Genomic DNA, 19,266 nt, shown 5'->3' with positions numbered 1-19,266 from the left:
CCGCAGCTCTTTCCATGGGACTTTTAATCCCACAGGCCAGGAGACCATCATGTTTGCCAAGAAAATCAACGCCGCGAAAGCCGGCATCGCCGCGCTCGCTATCGCCGGCGCGTTCACCGCCACCCTGCCCGCCGCACAGGCCGAAGGCACGGTCAACATCTATTCCTACCGCCAGCCCGCCCTGATCCAGCCCCTGCTCGACGCGTTCACCGCCAAGACGGGCATCAAGACCGAGGTGCTGTTCCTCGACAAGGGCCTCGAGGACCGTATCGCCGCGGAAGGCACCAATTCGCCCGCGGACGTGGTGCTGACGGTCGATATTGGCCGCCTGATCAACGTCAAGGAAAAGGGCGTCGCCCAGTCCGTCGATGACGAGACCGTCAATGCCGAGATCCCGGCCGAGTTCCGCGATCCGGAAGGCCAGTGGTTCGGCGTGACGACGCGCGGCCGCGTGATCTACGCCTCGAAGGACCGCGTCGAGCAGGACACGATCACCTATGAGGAGCTTGCCGATCCGAAGTGGAAGGGCAAGATCTGCATGCGCAGCGGCCAGCACAACTACAACCTCGCCCTGTTCGCCTCGATGATCGCCCACCATGGCGAGGAGAAGACCGAGGAGTGGATGAAGGGCCTGAAGGCGAACCTCGCCCGCAAGCCCGACGGCGGCGACCGCAACCAGGCGCAGTCCATCTTTGCCGGCGAATGCGACCTCGGCATCGGCAACACCTATTATGTCGGCCTCATGATGACCAATGAGAAGGAGCCGGAGCAGAAGGACTGGGCCAAGGCCATCAAGGTCCTGTTCCCCAATTCCGGCGACCGCGGCACGCATGTCAACATTTCCGGCATGGCCATGGCGAAGAATGCGCCGAACCGTGAGAACGCGCTGGAGCTGATGCGCTTCCTCGCCAGCGCCGAGGCGCAGGCGATCTACGCCGAGACCAATCACGAATATCCGGTCCTGCCGGGCGCGAAGGTTTCCGAAACCGTCAAGTCGTTCGGTGAGATCAAGCCCGACAGCCTGCCTCTCGCCGACATCGCCAAGTACCGCAAGGCGGCCTCCGAGATGGTCGACCGTGTCGGCCTCGATGACGGTCCGTCCAGCTAGTCCGTCCTTGGACAGCGAAGGCCGGACCCCGCAGGGGGTCCGGCTTTTTTGCATGTTCCGGATGCCGGCCGGGCCGCGTCCCTGCCGCCAGCGCTCGAATCCATGACCGTTCCAGTCCAGCCGACCGCTCCCGTCGATGAACAGCGTTTCCCCCGCATCCGGGGCGAGCGCCACGGCGCGGCCCATGTCATCAGCCTGGTCATCGCGCTGGCGGTTTTCCTTCCCATCGCCACAGTCCTGTTCGTCGCGCTGTCGGGATCGGGCGAAGCCCTGCCCCATCTCCTGCGTTATGTCCTGCCCCAGTCGCTCGGCACGACTCTCCTGCTGCTCGGGCTTGTGGCGTCCGGCACCGCCATCACCGGCGTGGGAGCTGCCTGGCTGGTGGTCGGCTACGACTTCCCCCTGCGTCGGCTGATCTCCTGGGCGCTGGTCCTGCCGCTCGCGGTTCCCACCTATCTGTCCGCCTACGCGTTCGGCGAATTTTTCCATTACGTCGGTCCCCTGCAGACCGCCCTTCGCGCCGTCTTCGGCTTCGAAAGCGCGCGCGACTACTGGTTTCCCGACATCCGCTCCACCTGGGGCGCTGCGCTCGTCGTGACGTCCGTCACCTTCCCCTATGTCTACCTGACCGCGCGCGTCGTGTTCCTCATGCAGGGGCGCAACATCGCCGACGTGGCGCGAACGCTCGGCGCGCGCCCAGCGCGCGTCTTCTTCCGCATCCTCCTGCCCGTCGCCCGCCCCGCCATCATCGCCGGTCTGGCGCTGGTCATGATGGAAACGCTGAACGACATCGGGGCCGTCGAATATCTCGGCGTGCGCACGCTGACGCTCTCGGTCTATTCGACCTGGCTCAACCGCGGCAGCCTGGAGGGAGCGGCGCAGATCGCGGCGCTGATGCTCGTCATCGTCTTCCTGCTCCTGACCGTGGAGCAGTGGGCGCGCCGCAAGCAGCGCTTCCACAATGCGCGCGGCACACAGATGCATGCGCGCCCGCCCCGCACGCCGCTTTCCGGCCCGAAGGCATGGCTTGCCACCATGGCCCTGCTTCTGCCAATCGCCTCCGGCTTCGGCGTGCCGCTCTTCGTCTTCGGCCGCTACGCGTCGAAGCGGCTCTACCAGTTCGCCGACCCTCAGGTTTTTCAGGCGCTGCTGACCAGCATAAGCGTGGCGGGCACGACCGCGATTGCCGCCGTGATCGCCGCTCTGCTTCTTCTCAATGCGGTGCGCGTGTCGCGCTCCGCCTACACGCTGGTTCTGGTGCGCCTCGCCTCCATCGGCTACGCGCTTCCGGGTACGATCCTCGGTCTCGGCCTGCTCCTGTCTCTCGCCGCGATCGACAATGCCATCGATCAGGCGGCCCGCGACCATGCGGGCTTCTCCACCGGCCTTCTCCTGACGGGCACCGCCGCCTCGATCGTCATCGCCTGCACGATCCGCTTCCTGGCGCTGGCCGAAAGCGCCATCCGGTCGGGCATGGAGAAACTGCCGCCCAGTCTCGACCAGGCCGCGCGCAGCCTCGGCAAGACGGCTAACCAGAGCGCGTTGACGATCCTGCTGCCGTTGCTGAGACCCGCCATCCTGACGGCGGCCATCCTCGTCTTCGTCGATACGGTCAAGGAGCTGTCGGCGACGATCCTGCTGCGTCCGTTCGGTTTCCGCTCGCTGGCGACGCATGTCTACGAGAACGCCTCGCGCGGCGCGGTGGAGGACGGCGCGGTTGCCGCCCTCCTGATCATCGCCACGGCCATCGTGCCGGTGATCCTCCTGTCGCGCCCGCTGATGGGCGACCGCCACACCTGAGCAACCGGACCCGGACAAAAAAAAGCGCCCGTTCGGGCGCTTTGAGGGTCTTGGAATGCTGTCAAAACGGGCTTGGCGAACTTCCGGCAATCAGTCGGGGAGAATGGGATCAGCCCGGCTCGTCAAGTTAGCCAACACTATCGCGGCGACCCCTTAACGAAACCTTACCGGGATGCCGAGAAGTTTACGAAAGTGTACCACCTGTGAAATCTCGGTAAATTTCGGTGTTACCATTCCTTAACCCTGTTTCGGTCGATCACCGGCTTTCCGTGCGTCCATCCGGACGCACGAATGACCATCCGGAACACCGTGGAACATCGGGACCCGCGAACCGGATCCCCGCTTTCCGTCCGATGCCCTAACGCAGCGCCGGCAGGTCGCGATAGAGCGCGAGCGCCTCCGGATTGGCCAGCGCCTCCTGGTTCTTGACGGCCCGTCCGTGGACGATATCGCGCACGGCGAGTTCCGTGATCTTGCCCGATTTGGTTCGCGGAATGTCGCTGACGGCGATGATCTTCGCCGGCACGTGACGCGGGCTGGCGCCCGTCCTGATCTTGGTGCGGATGGTCTTCTCCAGCGCCTCGTCCAGCACCGCGCCTTCGGCCAGCCGGACGAACAGCACCACGCGCACATCGTCCTCCCAGTCCTGCCCGATGCAGATCGCCTCGAGAATCTCGGGAAGCTGCTCGACCTGGTTGTAGATCTCCGCCGTGCCGATGCGCACGCCGCCGGGATTGAGCGTGGCATCGGAACGGCCGTGAATGACGATGCCGCCATGCTCCGTCCATTCGGCGAAATCCCCATGGCACCAGACATTGTCGAAGCGGTCGAAATAGGCGGCATGGTACTTGGCGCCGTCGGGATCGTTCCAGAACCCGATCGGCATGGCCGGAAAGGCCCGGGTGCAGACCAGTTCGCCCTTGCCTTCCCGCATCGGCCTGCCATCCTCGTCCCACACTTCCACAGCCATGCCAAGGCCGGCGGCCTGGATCTCGCCGATCCACACGGGCAGGGTCGGCACGCCGAGAACGAAGCAGGACACGATGTCCGTTCCGCCGGAGATCGAGGCCAGATGAGTGTCCTTCTTGATCCCCCGATAGACGAACTCGAAGTTTTCCGGAGCCAGCGGCGAACCGGTCGAGGACAGGGTCCGCACCGTCGACAGGTCATGTGTTTCCATCGGCACGAGGCCGGCCTTGCGCACGGCGTCGATGAACTTCGCAGAGGTACCGAAATAGGTCATCCGCTCCGCATCGGCGAAATCGAACAGGATGTTGCCGTCCGGATGAAAAGGCGACCCGTCATAGAGGAGCAACGTCACCTCCGAGGCCAGACCGCTGACCAGCCAGTTCCACATCATCCAGCCACAGGTGGTGAAGTAGAACAGCCGGTCGCCGGGAACGAGGCCGGCATGCAGGCGGTGTTCCTTGAGATGCTGGAGAAGCGTGCCGCCGGCCGAATGCACGATGCACTTCGGGATGCCGGTCGTGCCGGACGAGAACAGGATGTAGAGCGGGTGCGAGAAGGGCAGTTGCTCGAAGGTGAGCTCCGCCGCGTCGTAGGCGTCCAGCGCGGCGGTGAATGCCTGTGCGCGGTCGATCTTTCCGGCCGCAGCCTGCGCCGTGCCCAGATAGTCGACGATCAGCGCCAGCCTGACGCTCGGCAGCTTCGTGAGAAGCTCCGCCGTCTTGTCGGCCACGTCGAACGCCTTGCCGCCATACCAGTAGCCATCGGGCGCGATGAACACGGTCGGCTCGATCTGGCCGAAGCGGTCGAGCACGCCCTGAACGCCGAAATCGGGAGAACAGGACGACCACACCGCGCCGAGCGAGGTTGCCGCCAGCATCGCGGCGATGGTTTCGGGCATGTTCGGCATCATGGCGGCGACCCGGTCGCCCGCCTTCAGGCCCTGTGCCCGAAAGAGCTGCTGCAGGCGCGAGACCATGCCGCGGAGTTCGTCCCAGGAAAGCCGGCGCTCGACCTTGTCCTCGCCGCGGAACACCAGCGCGTCCCCTGCCCCCTTCCCGCGCAGCAGGTTCTCCGCGAAGTTCAGCCGGGCGTCGGGAAAGAAGGCTGCGCCGGGCATCCTGTCGCCATCGACCAGAACGCGCTCGCCGCGCTCGCCGATCACGCCGCAGGTTTCCCAGACCAGAGACCAGAACGCCTCCCGGTCGTCGATCGACCAGGCGTGCAGCGCCGGATAATCGCCGATCGGGCGGCCCGAGACGGTCTCGGCAGCGCGCATGAAGGCGGTGACGGGCGCCTGGTTTTTCTGCGTATCGGATGGGGTCCACAGCGGCCCGGCCTGGCTCATTCTTTTCCTCCTTGCGCCCTGTTTCCGGTCCCGGCGTCAGCGCCGGAAACGGCCGGTCTTGTTATGCATTTCCACCCCTGTCCGGGCAATGTTTCCCTGGTATAATTTTTGCCCGGCCGCAGTTTTCAGCCGGTTACGGCGCGCAGGGACGGAGAAAGCCGTGCAATACGCCTCCGCCTTGCCACAAATCCTTGAAATGCCGTTCGCCTGGTTTAAACCCGTGAGGAGGTTCACAAGGTCGGACTGAGCGGCCGGATGCGTGAGGAACGATGCCCGCTTCGGCGATGAGAAAGAGCATTTGGGCACTGGGCATCGCCGCACTGGCCGCGGTGATCGTGATCCTGTGCCTGCCGGTCATCGCTTCCACGCAGATCGTCCGCGACAGCGTGGCGCAGCAGGTCAGCGCCTGGAGCGGTTACCGGGTGCGCCTCGACGATGCACCCGAGATCCGCGTCTGGCCCTCCTTCAGGGCCGTGCTCAACGATGTCGTCCTGTCCGACTGGCGCGACAGCCAGCACCCGGCGGTGATGGAGGCGGAGCGTGTCGAGATCGACCTCTCGGCGCTGGCGGCGCTGCGCGGCGAAGTGGTTTTCACCAGGATCCGCCTGGTGCGCCCCGTTCTGCGCGTCAACGGCGCCGGCGACACGCCGCGCTTCCAGACCGTTCCCAAATGGGGCCGCCTCGCCCAGTCCATCGAGACGACGCGCGAGTTGCTGAAGGCCCACCCGAACGCGCCCGACATGAGCGCCGTACCCAGCGACGCCTTCGCGACGGTCGAGATCGAGGACGGTCGCATCGTCTCGCTGGCCGACCGCGACCGGCACCCGATCGCCAGCGGGCTGAGCGGCACGCTGAACTGGCCGGCCCTCAACCGGTCCGCCGCCCTTTCGGTGCGTGGCATCTGGCATGGGGAGAGCGTCACCTTCGAGGGATCGACGGAACAGCCCCTGCTGCTGCTGGCCGGCGGCAAGGCTCCCCTTACCCTGTCGGTGAAGACGGCGCCGGTTTCCCTCTCCTTCAAGGGCCAGGTCGACGTTTCCGAGAACGCCTTCATCGACGGCCAGCTGGACATGGCGGCTCCATCGCTGCAGAGGTTGGTCGAATGGACCATGCTGGAGGACTGGCCGGGAAGCACGATCAAGGCTGCGACGCTGAAAAGCACCGTCATGGGCGATGCGAAACGCATCAAGTTCGAGAATGCGGCGATCGGTCTGGGCGACAACAGCGCGACCGGCGTCTTCGACATCGCCTTTACCGAACCCCAGCCGACAGTGACCGGGACGCTCGCCTTCAAGTCGCTCGATCTGCGGTCCCTGCTCAGCACCCTCACCCCGGTTCCCGGAGCGCCTGGGGATGCGATGAAGTCGCCCGTTTCGCGGCGGGCCAATCTGGACCTGCGCCTGTCGGCCGCCACAGCGAGCGCGGGGTCCGTTTCGATGACGGGCGTCGCGGCAACGGCGCAGGTTCGCGACGGGCTGGTGAGCCTCGACATTTCCGACGCCATCGCCTTCGGCGGCATGCTCCAGGTGGGCGTCCGCCTCGACAACATGGAAAACCGCAACCAGGCCGAACTGCGCATCAGCGCGGAGGACATCAATGGCGAGGACATCGCCTCGAAACTGCAGCTGACGCATCTGATGCCGAAATCGCGCGGTTCCTTCTCGGTGTTCCTCAAGGGGCGCGGCGACACGCTGGAGCGCGTTCTGGAGACGGCGGACGGCTCGATCTCGGCAAATTTCGGCAAGGGCGTCATTCCCGGCCTCAGCCTGGAATCGTTCCGCGAGCACAACGACAAGGGCACGTTCTTCCCGCTCGCCGACATCGCGGACGGCGAACTGCCGATAGAGGGCGCAGAGTTGAAGGCCACGCTTGCCGGCGGCATCGCCTGGATCGACAAGGCCGAGGCCAGGCTCGGCTCTCAGGAAGTCATCACGCTCGGCGGCCTGGTGCCCTTCGCCGGCCGCGGCATCGCCCTGTCCGGCAGCATCACGCCGGCGAAGGTCGAGGGCGCCGAGGAGGGGCCGAAGGAAACCTTCTTCATCGGCGGCTCATGGAGCGCCCCGTTCATCGCGCCCTTTTTGGTGGAATAGTCCGGGCAGGCCGACGCCAGCCGGGTAAACCCTATCCCGTCGCGCGCGCGGCGGCCTGCTCGTCGCGCTGGCGCTGGATTTCCTGGCGCTTGGTGACGATCGAGGCGGCGATGACCCCGCAGGCGACGATGCCGATCAGGATGGTGCAGACGGCGTTGATCTCCGGCGTCACGCCGAGACGCACCTGACTGTAGATCTTCATCGGCAGCGTCGTGGCGCCCGGACCGGAGGTGAAGCTGGCGATCACCAGATCGTCCAGCGACAGGGTGAAGGCCAGCATCCAGCCGGAGATGACAGCCGGAAGGATGACCGGCAGCGTCACCTGGAAGAAGGCGCCGAGCGGCGTCGCGCCCAGATCGAGCGCCGCTTCCTCCAGCGACTGGTCGAAGGTAACGAGGCGCGACTGCACCACCACGGCAACGAAGCACATGGAGAAGGTGATGTGGGCGAGCGTCACCGTCAGGAACCCGCGGTCGAAATTGATCGCCACGAACAGGAGCAGCAGCGACAGGCCGGTGATCACCTCGGGCATGACCAGCGGGGCGAAGACCATGCCGGAAAACAGCATCCGGCCGCGAAAGCGCGTGTAGCGCGTCAGGACGATCGCCGCCATCGTGCCGAGCACGGTGGCGACCGTCGCCGACACGAAGGCGACGCGCGCCGTCACCCAGGCCGCGTCCATCAGGCCCCGGTTGGAGAAGAGCTCCACATACCACTTGGTGGAGAAGCCGGCCCAGACGGTGACGAGGCGCGATTCGTTGAACGAATAGATCACCAGCAGCAGGATCGGCAGGTACAGGAAGGCGAAGCCCAGCACCAGCGAGACGATGTTGAAGCGGCTCCAGTTCCCGGCCATGGTTCAGTTCCCCGCTTCTCTGGAACGCGCCTGCGAGCGCTGGAAGAACATGATCGGCACGATCAGGATCAGGAGCAGGATCACGGCGACCGCCGAGGAGACCGGCCAGTCGCGGTTGTTGAAGAACTCGCTCCACAGCGTCTTGCCGATCATCAGCGTCTGCGAGCCGCCGAGCAGGTCAGGAATGACGAACTCGCCCACCGCCGGGATGAACACCAGCATGCTGCCGGCCACGATGCCCGGCATCGAGAGGGGAAAGGTGATCTTCCAGAACGCCGACAGCGGCGGGCAGCCGAGATCGCGCGCCGCCTCGATCAGTGAATTGTCCATCTTCTCCAGCGTCGCGTAGAGCGGCAGGACCATGAAGGGCAGATAGGAATAGACGATGCCGATATAGATCGCCGTCGTGGTGTTGAGGATGACCAGCGGCGTGTCGATGACGCCGAGGAACATCAGCAGCTGGTTGAGCAGGCCCTCGGGCTTGAGGATGCCGATCCAGGCATAGACGCGGATCAGGAAACTCGTCCAGAACGGCAGGATCACCAGCATCAGGAGGATGGGCCGGATCGCCGCCGGGGCGCGCGCCATGCCGTAGGCGATGGGGTAGCCAACCGCCAGCGTGATGGCGGTCGAGACCCCGGCGATCCAGATGCTCGACAGATAGGCGTTCACATAGAGCGGATCTTCGGCCAGCCACAGATAGTTGCCGAAGGACAGGCTGCCCAGCTTGCCGATGAAGGCCGCCACGCCGCCGGCGAGGTCGAACACCGGCTGGTAGGGCGGCATGGCGATGGCCGGCTCCGACAGCGATATCTTGAAGACGATCAGGAACGGCGCCAGGAAGAACACCAGCAGCCACAGATAGGGCACGGCGATGACGAAGCGGGAGGCCAGGATCGTGAGGAGACGGCCCATCGGCGCTACCGCGTCAGCACGACGCCGGCATCGGCCGGGAACGAGATCCAGGCGCGGTCGTGCCAGGTCAGGGCATCCTCGACGGCGCGCTGCCGGTTGATGCTGCTCGCCTTGACGACGCGCCCGTCATCGAGGCGCACATGGTGGATGGTCATGTCGCCGAGATAGGCGATGTCCCAGATCTCGCCCTCGAGGGCGTTGACCGCCTTTTCCGGCCGCTGCCGCGAAACCTCGATCTTCTCGGGCCGGACGGCGAACCAGACCGTCGCCCCCTGCTCCGCGCCGGCGACATTGGCCACGGAGAGCTCGCGCCCCTCGGCGTCGGCGATGCGCGCGGCATCCCGGTCGGCAGCCGTCACCCTGCCCTCGAACATGTTGATGGAGCCAACGAAATCGGCGACGAAACGCGAGTTCGGCGCCTCGTAGATCTCCGCCGGCGTCGCCACCTGGATCACCTTGCCCTTGTCCATCACCGCGATGCGGTCGGACATGGTCATCGCCTCCTCCTGGTCGTGCGTGACGACCATGAAGGTCAGGCCGAGATCGTATTGCAGGTCGACCAGCTCGAACTGGGTCTCCTCGCGCAGCTTCTTGTCGAGCGCGCCCAGCGGCTCGTCGAGCAGGAGCAGTTTTGGCCGCTTGGCGAGCGAGCGGGCGAGCGCCACGCGCTGGCGCTGGCCGCCAGAAAGCTGGTGCGGCTTGCGCTTGGCAAACTGCTCCAGCTTGACCAGTTTCAGCATGGCGGCGACGCGCTCGGCGATCTCGCCGGCCGGCATGCGGTCCTGCTTCAGGCCGAAGGCGATGTTCTTCTCCACCGTCATGTGCGGGAACAGCGCGTAGGACTGGAACATCATGTTGACCGGCCGCTTGTGCGGCGGAATGCCGGCCAGGTCCTGCCCGTCGAGCAGGATGCGGCCGGATGTCGGCTGCTCGAAGCCCGCCAGCATGCGCAGGAGCGTCGTCTTCCCGCACCCGGAGGCGCCGAGCAGCGCGAAGAACTCACGCTCGTGGATGTCGAGCGACAGGTCGTCGACGGCGGTGAAATCGCCGAACCGCTTGGTGACCCCGTCGAAGCTGATATAGGGCTTCGCCTGGGGATCGGCCCAGGGTGCGAAACTCCGGCGCGTCGAGCCGAGCGATTTCATGAGCGTCCCCCGCCCCGAAGCCGCGCTACTGGCCGGTCACCACCTTGGTCCACATTCGCGTCACCACGCGCTGGGTGCGCATGTCGTAGGGCAGCGGTGCCTGCAGCTTGGCCATGGTCGCCTCGTCGGGATAGACGGCGGGATCGCCGATCACTTCCTCGTCCATCTCCACCTGCGCCGCCTTGTTGCCGTTGGCATAGACCACGTAGTTCGAGGCCTTGGCGATGACGTCGGGCCGCATGATGTAGTTCAGGAACTCATGCGCCTCGGCGACATGCGGCGCGTCGGCGGGGATCGCCATCTGGTCGAACCAGAGCAGCGCACCCTCCTTGGGGATGGCATAGCCCACCGCGACGCCCTGGTCGGCCTCGGCGGCGCGGTCGCGCGCTTGGAAGATGTCGCCCGAATAGCCGAGCGCCAGGCAGATGTCGCCATTGGCGAGGCCGTTGATATACTCCGACGAATGGAACTTGCGCACGTTCGGGCGCACCGCCGTCAGCAGTTCCTCGGCCCTGGCCAGGTCGTCGGCCGACGGCGTGTTCGGATTGAGGCCCTGATAGATCAGCGCCGCGCGCACCACTTCGCTGGCCGAATCCAGCATGTGGATGCCGCAATCCTTGAACTTCGCCGCCACCTCCGGCTGGAACAGCACGTCCCAGGTGTCGATCTTCGGCGTGCCGAGGATTTCCTCCGCCTTGGCGGCGTTGTAGCCGATGCCGGTGGTACCCCACATGTAGTTGATCGAGTATTCGTTGCCCGGGTCGTAGGTGGCCGTGCGCTCGCTGATCATGTCCCACATGTTGGCGAGGTTTGGCAGTTTGGACTTGTCGAGCTTCTGGAACACGCCGGCGCTGATCTGGCGGCCGAGGAACTCGCCCGAGGGCACGACCACGTCATAGCCCGAGCCGCCGGCGAGCAGCTTGGTCTCCAGGATCTCGTTGGAATCATAGACGTCGTAGACGACCTTGATGCCGGTTTCCTTGGTGAAGTCCTCGAGGATCGATTCGTCGATGTAGTCGGACCAGTTGTAGACGTTGACAACGCGATCCTGCGCCTGCGCCCCCACCGCCAGAACGGCCGCGGCGAACGAAACGCAGGAAAGCAGAATGGTCTTACGCAACATGATTTCTCTCCCCTAGGGACGTTTTACTACCCCGGCATGTGGAAGCCGGAACCCGCTTGTTTCGTTCAACCCTATTGTCGTTTCGGGAATGCGACAAGCGGCAAATTTCCGCGCCGTTCACAGGTTTTCGCGGATGCCGGTGCACCGCCCGTGCGGCTGGAATTTCCCGGTTTGCGGGAGTGTCGGCGTTCAGGCATGGATCCTCGGGTCGGGGCCCGAGGATGACGAATGACACAAGCGTCTGCGTAAGCCGTGGAGGGTGGCGAATGGCGCAGATGTTTGCGTAAGCCGCCGAGGCTCGAGATTGGCATGCTATCCCCATCCGCTCGTCATCCCGGGCTTGCCCCGGGGATCCATGCCTGAATGGCGCAAAGTTGCACCCGAAGCCTGCCGTCACAGATAGGTCGTGCGCTCCAGCGGCGTGATCTCGCTCCAGAAGGCGATGATCTCGGCGCGCTTCAGGTCGCGGTAAACCTTGGCGAGAAGCGGCCCCAAGGCACGGTCGAGGAAGGCACTCCGCGAAGCAAGCTGCAGGGCGTCGTCCATGTCGTCGGGCAGCTCGCGCCCGAGGTCCGCTGTCTCGTCATAGGCGCTCCCTTCCACCGGCGGCGGTGGCTTTGCGCCGCTGTCGATGCCCTCCATCATGCCCTGGATGATGGCCGCCATGACCAGATAGGGATTGGCGTCGGCGCCGGAGATGCGGTGCTCGACGCGGCGGTTCTCCTCCGTCGAGACGGGAATGCGCAGGGCCACCGAGCGGTTGTTCTCCGCCCAGACCGCATGGGTCGGCGCGTAGGAGCCGGGCGTGATGCGGCGAAAGCCGTTCCAGGTGTTGATGTAGAGGATCAGCGATTCCGGCATGGTCTTGATCAGGCCGGCGACCGCCGATTCGAGCCGTGCCCGCCCGTCCGCCCCGGCGAAGACATTCGCCCCGTCGCCGTCGAGCAGCGAGGTGTGCACATGCATGCCGTTGCCCGCATAGTCGATGAAGGGCTTGGCCATGAAGGTGGCCGTCAGCCCGTGCGCCCGGGCGCAGCCCATGACGATGCGGCGCAGGAGGATGACGTCGTCGGCCGCCCGCAGCGGGTCGGCGCGGTGCTTCAGATTGACCTCGAACTGGCCGGGCGCCGCCTCCTTGATGATCGTGTCGATCGGCAGGTTCTGCGCGTCGGCCGCGTCGCGGATCATGTCGAACAGGGCGGCGTTCTCCGCCAGGTCGTCGAGGCCGTACATGCGCAGCCGGTCCGGCCCCTCGCCCGTCCCGAGCGGCGCCGGCATGCCGGCGCTGTCCTCCTTCGACGGGTCGAGCAGGTAGAATTCCAGCTCGAAGGCGGCGACGGGGAAGAAGCCGCGCGCATGGGCCTCGGCCACCTTATGCTTCAGCACCTGGCGCGGGCAGGCCATGAACGGCTCGCCCTCCGGCGTGAAGGTCTGCAGGAGCACCTGCGCCGTCTTGCGCTTGGCCCAGGGCACGATGGCGAGCGAGCCGCGCGTGGCGCGGCAATAGCCGTCCTTGTCGCCGGTCTCGATGTGCAGGCCCGTTTCCTCCACCTCGCGGCCCCAGACATCCAGCCCGTGCAGCGACATGGGAAAATTGACGCCTTCCTGAAAGGCCTTCTTCAGACTGTCGCCCGGCGCCCATTTGCCGCGGATGATGCCGTTCGGATCGACCAGCAGGAATTCCACCGCCTCGATGTCGGGATGTTTTTCGACGAAGGCGCGGTATTCGGCCTCGTGGTCGGCGGAGATGAAGCCTTCGGAGGGTTTTGTGCCCCCGGCGGCGGCGGCTTCCACCGGATTCTGCGGATTGCGCCCACGGGCCGCTGGCGGAACGGACGAACTGCTCTTACGGTTCTCGTCGAGACCGGTTGCCGGATGTCTCAAGATGGGCCCTTGTCGCTGTTGAAGGTGACCGAGCCTGCGCCGGATGTCCGGAGAATGTCAATGACGGCGACAGCCGCGGCACGGCGCTCTGCGGGGCGCCCTTCGCGGCGTGGGAGGGGAGATGAAGGCGGCCTGGTATGAGCGCAACGGCGCGGCGCGCGACGTCTTGAAGGTCGGCGAGCGGCCGGTGCCGCTGCCGGAACCCGGCGAGGTGCGCGTGCGGCTCCACGCCTCGGGCGTCAACCCGTCGGACGTCAAATCCCGGCGCAACCGGCCGCCCGGCGCGGAGCGCATCATCCCGCACAGCGACGGCGCGGGCGTCATCGACGCGGTGGGCGGCGGCGTCGACCATGGCCGGATCGGCCAGCGCGTCTGGGTGTGGAACGGCCAGTGGCGCCGCCCGCATGGCACCGCCGCCGAATGGATCGCCCTGCCCGAGGCGCAGGCCGTTCCCCTGCCCGACGGTATCGACTTCGCCACCGGCGCATGCCTCGGCATTCCGGCGATGACGGCGATCCACGCCGTTGCCCTGCATGGCGACATACGCGGCAGGACGCTGCTGGTGATCGGCGCCGGCTCGGCGGTCGGCCATTACGCGGTGCAGATCGCCAAGATGCGCGGGGCGCGCGTGATCAGCACCGCCTCGCCCGCCCGCGCCGCCCATGCGCGCGCGGCGGGCGCCGATTTCGTCATCGACTACAAGGCCAAGGACGTCGCCGCGACGGTCAAGGGCCTGACCGGCGGCAAGGGCGCCGACGGGCTGATCGACATGGATTTCTATGCGACCGCGGCGATCGTCTCCAATGGCGCGCTGGCGGCGCACGGTAAGGCCGTCTGCTACGGCTCGAGCCTCGCCGGCGACGTTCCCGTCTCCTTCCCGACCATGCTCGCGAGCAGCCTCACCCTGCAGATGTTCCTGGTCTACGAGCTGCAGCCGGCCGAGCGCGAGGCGGCGCTGAACGGCCTGTCGGAGATGCTGGCGAAGAACAGCCTAAAGCACCTGATCGGCGCGCGCTACGGCCTCGACGAGATCGTGAAGGCGCATGAGGCGGTGGAGAAGGGCGAGGTGGTGGGGAATGTGGTGGTGGAGATGGGGTGAGGGGGGGGGGTTAGTAAGTGGCTAGAAGGGGCCGTGTTCCGACAGTCCGGTTCTGGAAGAGATACTCGGAAAGTCGACGTTCGGCATGCGACCCCATTGCGGTCGTCCGAAGTGCGTCGTCCGCCGCCCGAGACCTGTCACTGACCCGTCAGCGAAGCTGCTCGACAACCTTCGAGGCGAGCAGTTCGATGCCACCAACGAACCGAGTTCTTTGATCATGGACGAGAGGTTCTTTTCGCGACTGGTCAAGGCACCAGCCCAGAGCGTGGTGGTTCATACATTTGCAGGCGCGTCAATCGGCTCGCATGATCCCTTGGTCCGCGTTTCAACCACTTTAACTGAGGCAGCGTGCCGCAATGGTGCCTCGCCGAATCGCAGTTAGGCCAGCTTCTTGATCTTGTACCCTTGGGCCGCAGCGGCGCCGGCAGCCATCCCGACGCCTTAGCCGCTCTTGCAGCTTCCTTCGCCATATCGGCCTTTTTCCGCGTGAGCGCGGCGTGGTCAGTCATCTCCTTCATGGCCGCGACGAACACACGCGGAGACGGCGACGGAAGTCCACTCCAAGTCAGCATCTTCAGTTCAACAGAAGGCTATCCCGAAGCTTGGATAGGATGCTAAGGTCCCAGTTCCACTCGTTATCCGTCACTTCCTTTTCAGTGGAATCCCGTACGCTGTTAGTAACTGCCGAGATTTCTTGTGAAATCGTGTGCCCTCGCTTGCGCATCTCAGTTTCTACGATCTCGATCTGATCGAGTGTTGCTTTCGCATAGCGAAAATCAATCGCCGCGAGTTCACGCGCGAGATATGCCGCGACGCGCAGCCACTGGTGCGGAAGCCTTTTTTCTACGCAGGTTGACAGTGCTTGTTGGTAGAGTGCTGCCCCTGAAATGGGATCCCCGCGCCGGAAAGCAATTAGTCCCTCCGTGGCGGCTAAGATCAACGGGAAGGCATCATCCTCCGCATTCTTTCGTGCTCGTGTGAGCGCGTCGTCGGCTCTGTCTAGGTCGCCGAGCATTGCCTTAGCCACAGCCAGGTTGTTAAGCAGGCTGGGATCATCCGGGTTGGCAACAAGACCCTCTTGCAGCCACGGCAGAGCGTCCGCGGGACTGTTCAGCGGGCCGGTGGATATCCAGCTCGCATGAACGAACGGCTTGCCTGAAAAGCGCTCGTCGGCCTTCCATTCGCCCGTGGCGACGAGGCTCCTTTCCCAGTGGCCTATCCGGGCGGTGTCAAGCGCATGTGCCTCGTGCGCCTCTGGACGCCCCATTAGATCGGAAGAGATTTCGATCGCCTTATCCACTCCTTGCGCCCACTTGGCCTGTGCCAATGCGTTCTCCGTCGGCGCCTTCAGGCTTAGCCGGAACTGGCGGCGCGCAAGCTTTATCTCGCCGGCATTAAGGTGTTCAGTTGCCAAGCTCGCTCGCAGCTCTGAAAGAGAAAATGCAGAATGGTTGTCGCTCATGACCATTCGGCTTGCTGCACGCATCAGCCTGCCGCCGTGACCAGCTGCCTGTGCCGCACCGACAGCGGCCGCCATCAACCAAGGATCACGTTCGGTTAGCCCGTGGTCGGCTATCAGGGCTGCGGCCTCGTCTTCACGTCCAACATGGATCAACAATCTCACGGCGGAACGCAGTACGTAGCGATTGGTGTCCGCCAGAGCCAACGCGCGGCGCATGGCGACGATCGCTGGCTTGCGCTGCCCTAACAACGTGTAGAGGCGAGAGAGCTCAGCGACGCGAAGCGCATCATGTGGAGACTTTACGACTAGCCGCTTCAACTGCTGAATTTCCGCCCGGGTGACCAACGCCGGTCTAGGGGCGTCCTGCGGAAGCGGTTCAAGTATCCCTTGGGCTAGCCGCCTTGATCCGCTCTGCGCAGCCGGATCCTTAAGGATGGCGGCCGCTGCTCGGCAAACCTCGTTGGTTGTCACGCCCGACACGATTGCGGCCGCGACAAGCTCCTCGGCATCCTCAACCTTCAGGGTTTCCGCCCAGCGAGCCTGCTTCTGCGAGAACTCGCGCTTCCCTTGTTCAGCCAACTCTACCGCGCCAAGGGCGGGTTTTCCCGGCAACGCGTCCAACTCGCCCGCCCTGATTGTATCAGAGACGCTGCGCCAGCGCGGTACGAGGAGCCGCTTCGGGTCTTGGGCAAATATCAATTCTATGCTTTCGCGTTTAGCTTGGCCGTCGCTGCCAACGTATTGAACAGAGATATGTATCGCGTGAGCGAGAATTGAGACCCGTGCTTGCTTTTCCGCTCCAGCGGATGACCACGAAGCTGGGGGTCAGGTTCTGTCAGCTGAACGAAAGCGGGAACGAGCTTTTCCCGTAACCACTCTGGTACTGCCGTCTCGAAATCGCTGACGAGATCGGTGAAACTACTCCGCACGAAGGGTAGAACGTCTCGATAGGTTCCAACCCACTGTCCTCTCGCGACGAGCGGGCGATGAGTTGGGGCGAGACGCTGGACAAGAAGTGGTGTAGCTGCCTCACCTAGAAAGGCCCAGCTGAGCAGACCGCCAAGCATATAGATGTCGCACCCAACGCGACGCCGGACCCAATCGGGATCAAGCTCCCCATACATCAATTCCGGCGGCGCGTATGAGGGGTCGCCGGCATGGTTGAAATCCTCATGTGGTGCAGCGACACCCTGCCTAACTGAGCGGCCGAAATCCCCTAGTTTGAACCCGCTCTCGGCGTCAAAGCTCATCAGGTTCGATGGCTTTAGGTCCTGATGCGCAATTCTCTGACCGTGCAGCTGAGACAGGCCAACAGCGGCATGATGCATAGCACGCATCTTCCAGGCGATGATCTGCGCCTCCTCGATCTTGCGCAGCCGCCTACGAACATCGCCATCCGCCAATTCCATTATGATGTAGGGGACTTGGTCCTCGATATTTTGACCCAAAGAGACTTGGCCGCCATCGACAGCCTGAACCACCCGGTCCATCCTGTGGTCGGCGCATACGCGATGAATTTCGCGTTCGAATTCCACAACATCGGTCACTTCGCGCATTGCTTGGATAATGTCGCCGCGTCCTTTCAGACGATGGAGAGTAATCGCTTTTAGGAAGGCCTTTCGCTCTTTGCGCTGGACGACATATGGGATGCCGAAATTTCCGCCACTGCCATAGCCATCGCCGAGTGGCAGCCCGGTATTCGCGTCAAGCTCCCAGTTCAGCGGCGATACTACCTGCCAGTCGTTCGGCAAGGTCGTTCCCACCAACCGGAATGCTGCCGGAATTTGCACAGAACTTGTCATCGCATCCCTCAGCGACTCGGAAACCCACCTTCCAGCAAGTCTGCCAGCTTACGTCAATCAAGGGAATAAATGTGTATGGTGGGGCCGGTGGTGGGCCGGAGTACCTCAACAACCCGGAAAATCCTCCAGACGGGCGCTCCAAAATCGAGGAGCACCTCAAGGATCGACGGGCTCTACCCAATCTGGAGGAAGTCAGGTTTCTCAGGTCAGCGAACATCTGTTGATCTAGCTCTCAAGGTCAGCTTTCAAGCTAAGGCAGAATTTGCCTGAACGTCTGAAGTGGGGCGCAATGCGGCCGCCAGTTTCCCACCAAGAAAACCAACGTCGGCAACTCCCTCACACCGCCCCCCCAAATGAGCACCCCTGTCAGCAGCCAGCACCAAAACCGTTGACATCCGCCCCCTTCCCGCGCTGACATCGGCCCGTATCGGCCATCGACCGCCGCTCTCCACGCGAAACACCGTTGAACGAGGCGACCATGTCTACGATGCAGCCATTCCTGATGTTCCAGGGCGGCCATGCGGAAGCCGCGATGAACCTCTATGTCTCGCTGTTCGAGGACGGCGCGGTGCTCGAGGTCACGCGCTGGCGGAAGGGCGAGCAGGGCGCGGAGGGCGGCGTCAAGCTGGCCCGCTTCACGGCCGCCGGACAGAGCGTGCTGGCGAGCGACAGCCCGGTCGAGCACGCCTTCGATTTCACGCCCTCCTGGTCCTTCTTCGTCGATTGCGCGTCGGGCGACGAGCAGGAACGGCTTTACGAAAAACTGTCGGAGGGCGGCAGCGTGATGATGCCGCTCGACGATTACGGTTTCAGCAGGCGCTTCGCCTGGGTCGCCGACCGGTTCGGCGTGTCCTGGCAGCTCAATCTCCCCTGACGCATCGACATCCCGACCGAAAGGAGACCGACATGAAGATCGTGACCAGCCTCAGTTTCCAGGGCCAGTGCCGCGAGGCATTCGAATTCTACGCCAAGGTGCTGGGCGGCGAGATCACCGCCGCCATGCCCTATGGCGACGGGCCGCCCGACATGCCGTTCAGCGACGAGAAGCACAAGAGCTGGCTGATGCATTGCTGGCTCGAGGTCGGCGACCAGGCGCTGATGGGCGCCGACATGGATCTCGACTGGGCGCCCAATGTCGACAAGCCGAAGAACGGCTTCGACGTCACCCTGCATACTGAGGACAAGGCCGAGGGCCAGCGCTGGTTCGACCAGCTCTCGGAGGGCGGCCGGGCCGTCATGCCGTTCGGCGAGACCTTCTGGTCGCCGGGCTTCGGTTCGCTGGTCGACAGGTTCGGCGTGCCGTGGATGATCAACGTCGTTCCCTCGGCCGACTGGAAGCCCGCGCAGGGCTGAGCGATGGCGGGGCGGCAGCGTCTTGGCGCGCTGCATCGGCCTCGTGCGTGGTTCGACAGGCTCACCCTGAGGGATGTGGAGCGCGGCGGCGTGGCGGAGCCTTGCGAGAGGCGAGCAGGAGCATCGCGTCGCCCTGCGGCGATCCCATGCGTGGTTCGACAAGCTCACCATGCGGGATGCCGGGGTAGGCAGGGAGATTGAGCCTGACGGAGGGTGGCTTTGGCAGAGGTGGGACCTCGAAGGAGGCCAGTCCCGGGATCCGGCAAAGCAGCATTGCAGCACCCCACCTCCCTCATGGTGAGCTTGTCGAACCAC

Annotated in this window: 14 protein-coding genes; 6 read left to right on the top strand and 8 right to left on the bottom strand. The window is 64.5% G+C overall.

Annotated features, from left to right (window positions below; translation table 11 throughout):
* Positions 1-64: 64 nt before the first annotated feature.
* Together NA2_RS02400 and NA2_RS02395 are read left to right on the top strand one after the other, a co-directional pair.
* Positions 65-1,108 (top strand): Fe(3+) ABC transporter substrate-binding protein, encoded by a 1,044-nt coding sequence (locus NA2_RS02400; protein ID WP_040676556.1) that lies wholly within the window; start codon positions 65-67, stop codon positions 1,106-1,108.
* Positions 1,109-1,210: 102 nt separating this feature from the next.
* The gene (locus tag NA2_RS02395) at positions 1,211-2,908 is read left to right on the top strand and encodes an ABC transporter permease (RefSeq protein ID WP_157188108.1); all 1,698 of its coding nucleotides are present in this window, start codon (positions 1,211-1,213) and stop codon (positions 2,906-2,908) included.
* Between the two features lie 358 nt (positions 2,909-3,266).
* On the opposite strand, the gene NA2_RS02390 is transcribed toward NA2_RS02395, so the two are convergent.
* Positions 3,267-5,222: an acetoacetate--CoA ligase gene (locus tag NA2_RS02390; RefSeq protein ID WP_008593746.1), complete on the bottom strand. Its 1,956-nt coding sequence runs from the start codon at positions 5,220-5,222 to the stop codon at positions 3,267-3,269.
* 284 nt (positions 5,223-5,506) lie between these two features.
* Between NA2_RS02390 and NA2_RS02385 the strand changes: the two genes are divergently transcribed.
* Positions 5,507-7,312, top strand: a complete 1,806-nt coding sequence (locus NA2_RS02385; RefSeq protein ID WP_008593744.1) for an AsmA family protein — start codon at positions 5,507-5,509, stop codon at positions 7,310-7,312.
* A gap of 31 nt (positions 7,313-7,343) precedes the next feature.
* Here NA2_RS02385 and NA2_RS02380 read toward each other — a convergent pair whose 3' ends face one another.
* From NA2_RS02380 to NA2_RS02360, 5 genes are all read right to left on the bottom strand, one after another.
* Positions 7,344-8,168, bottom strand: a complete 825-nt coding sequence (locus tag NA2_RS02380; RefSeq protein ID WP_008593742.1) for an ABC transporter permease subunit — start codon at positions 8,166-8,168, stop codon at positions 7,344-7,346.
* A gap of 3 nt (positions 8,169-8,171) precedes the next feature.
* On the bottom strand, positions 8,172-9,083 hold the full coding sequence (locus NA2_RS02375) for an ABC transporter permease subunit (protein WP_008593740.1): 912 nt from the start codon (positions 9,081-9,083) through the stop codon (positions 8,172-8,174).
* 5 nt (positions 9,084-9,088) lie between these two features.
* A complete protein-coding gene (locus NA2_RS02370; RefSeq protein ID WP_008593738.1) occupies positions 9,089-10,228 on the bottom strand; it encodes an ABC transporter ATP-binding protein in 1,140 nt (379 codons plus the stop codon).
* A 25-nt stretch (positions 10,229-10,253) separates the two neighbouring features.
* A complete protein-coding gene (locus tag NA2_RS02365; protein WP_008593736.1) occupies positions 10,254-11,351 on the bottom strand; it encodes a polyamine ABC transporter substrate-binding protein in 1,098 nt (365 codons plus the stop codon).
* Between the two features lie 393 nt (positions 11,352-11,744).
* Positions 11,745-13,145 (bottom strand): glutamine synthetase family protein, encoded by a 1,401-nt coding sequence (locus tag NA2_RS02360; protein ID WP_008593733.1) that lies wholly within the window; start codon positions 13,143-13,145, stop codon positions 11,745-11,747.
* Positions 13,146-13,356: 211 nt separating this feature from the next.
* Between NA2_RS02360 and NA2_RS02355 the strand changes: the two genes are divergently transcribed.
* On the top strand, positions 13,357-14,334 hold the full coding sequence (locus NA2_RS02355) for an NADPH:quinone reductase (protein WP_008593730.1): 978 nt from the start codon (positions 13,357-13,359) through the stop codon (positions 14,332-14,334).
* 574 nt (positions 14,335-14,908) lie between these two features.
* On the opposite strand, the gene NA2_RS02350 is transcribed toward NA2_RS02355, so the two are convergent.
* The gene (locus NA2_RS02350; RefSeq protein ID WP_157188107.1) at positions 14,909-16,417 is read right to left on the bottom strand and encodes a hypothetical protein; all 1,509 of its coding nucleotides are present in this window, start codon (positions 16,415-16,417) and stop codon (positions 14,909-14,911) included.
* Between the two features lie 80 nt (positions 16,418-16,497).
* Positions 16,498-17,598 (bottom strand): protein kinase domain-containing protein, encoded by a 1,101-nt coding sequence (locus NA2_RS02345; RefSeq protein WP_081582590.1) that lies wholly within the window; start codon positions 17,596-17,598, stop codon positions 16,498-16,500.
* Between the two features lie 478 nt (positions 17,599-18,076).
* Between NA2_RS02345 and NA2_RS02340 the strand changes: the two genes are divergently transcribed.
* Positions 18,077-18,472: a VOC family protein gene (locus NA2_RS02340; protein ID WP_040676553.1), complete on the top strand. Its 396-nt coding sequence runs from the start codon at positions 18,077-18,079 to the stop codon at positions 18,470-18,472.
* Positions 18,473-18,504: 32 nt separating this feature from the next.
* Positions 18,505-18,951, top strand: a complete 447-nt coding sequence (locus tag NA2_RS02335) for a VOC family protein (RefSeq protein WP_008593723.1) — start codon at positions 18,505-18,507, stop codon at positions 18,949-18,951.
* Positions 18,952-19,266 lie beyond the last annotated feature (315 nt).

This window comes from Nitratireductor pacificus pht-3B, assembly GCF_000300335.1.
GTDB classification, from domain to species: Bacteria; Pseudomonadota; Alphaproteobacteria; order Rhizobiales; family Rhizobiaceae; genus Nitratireductor; species Nitratireductor pacificus.
The sequence above is the reverse complement of the archived record's forward strand: the minus strand, read 5'-3'. Positions and strand labels throughout refer to the sequence as shown.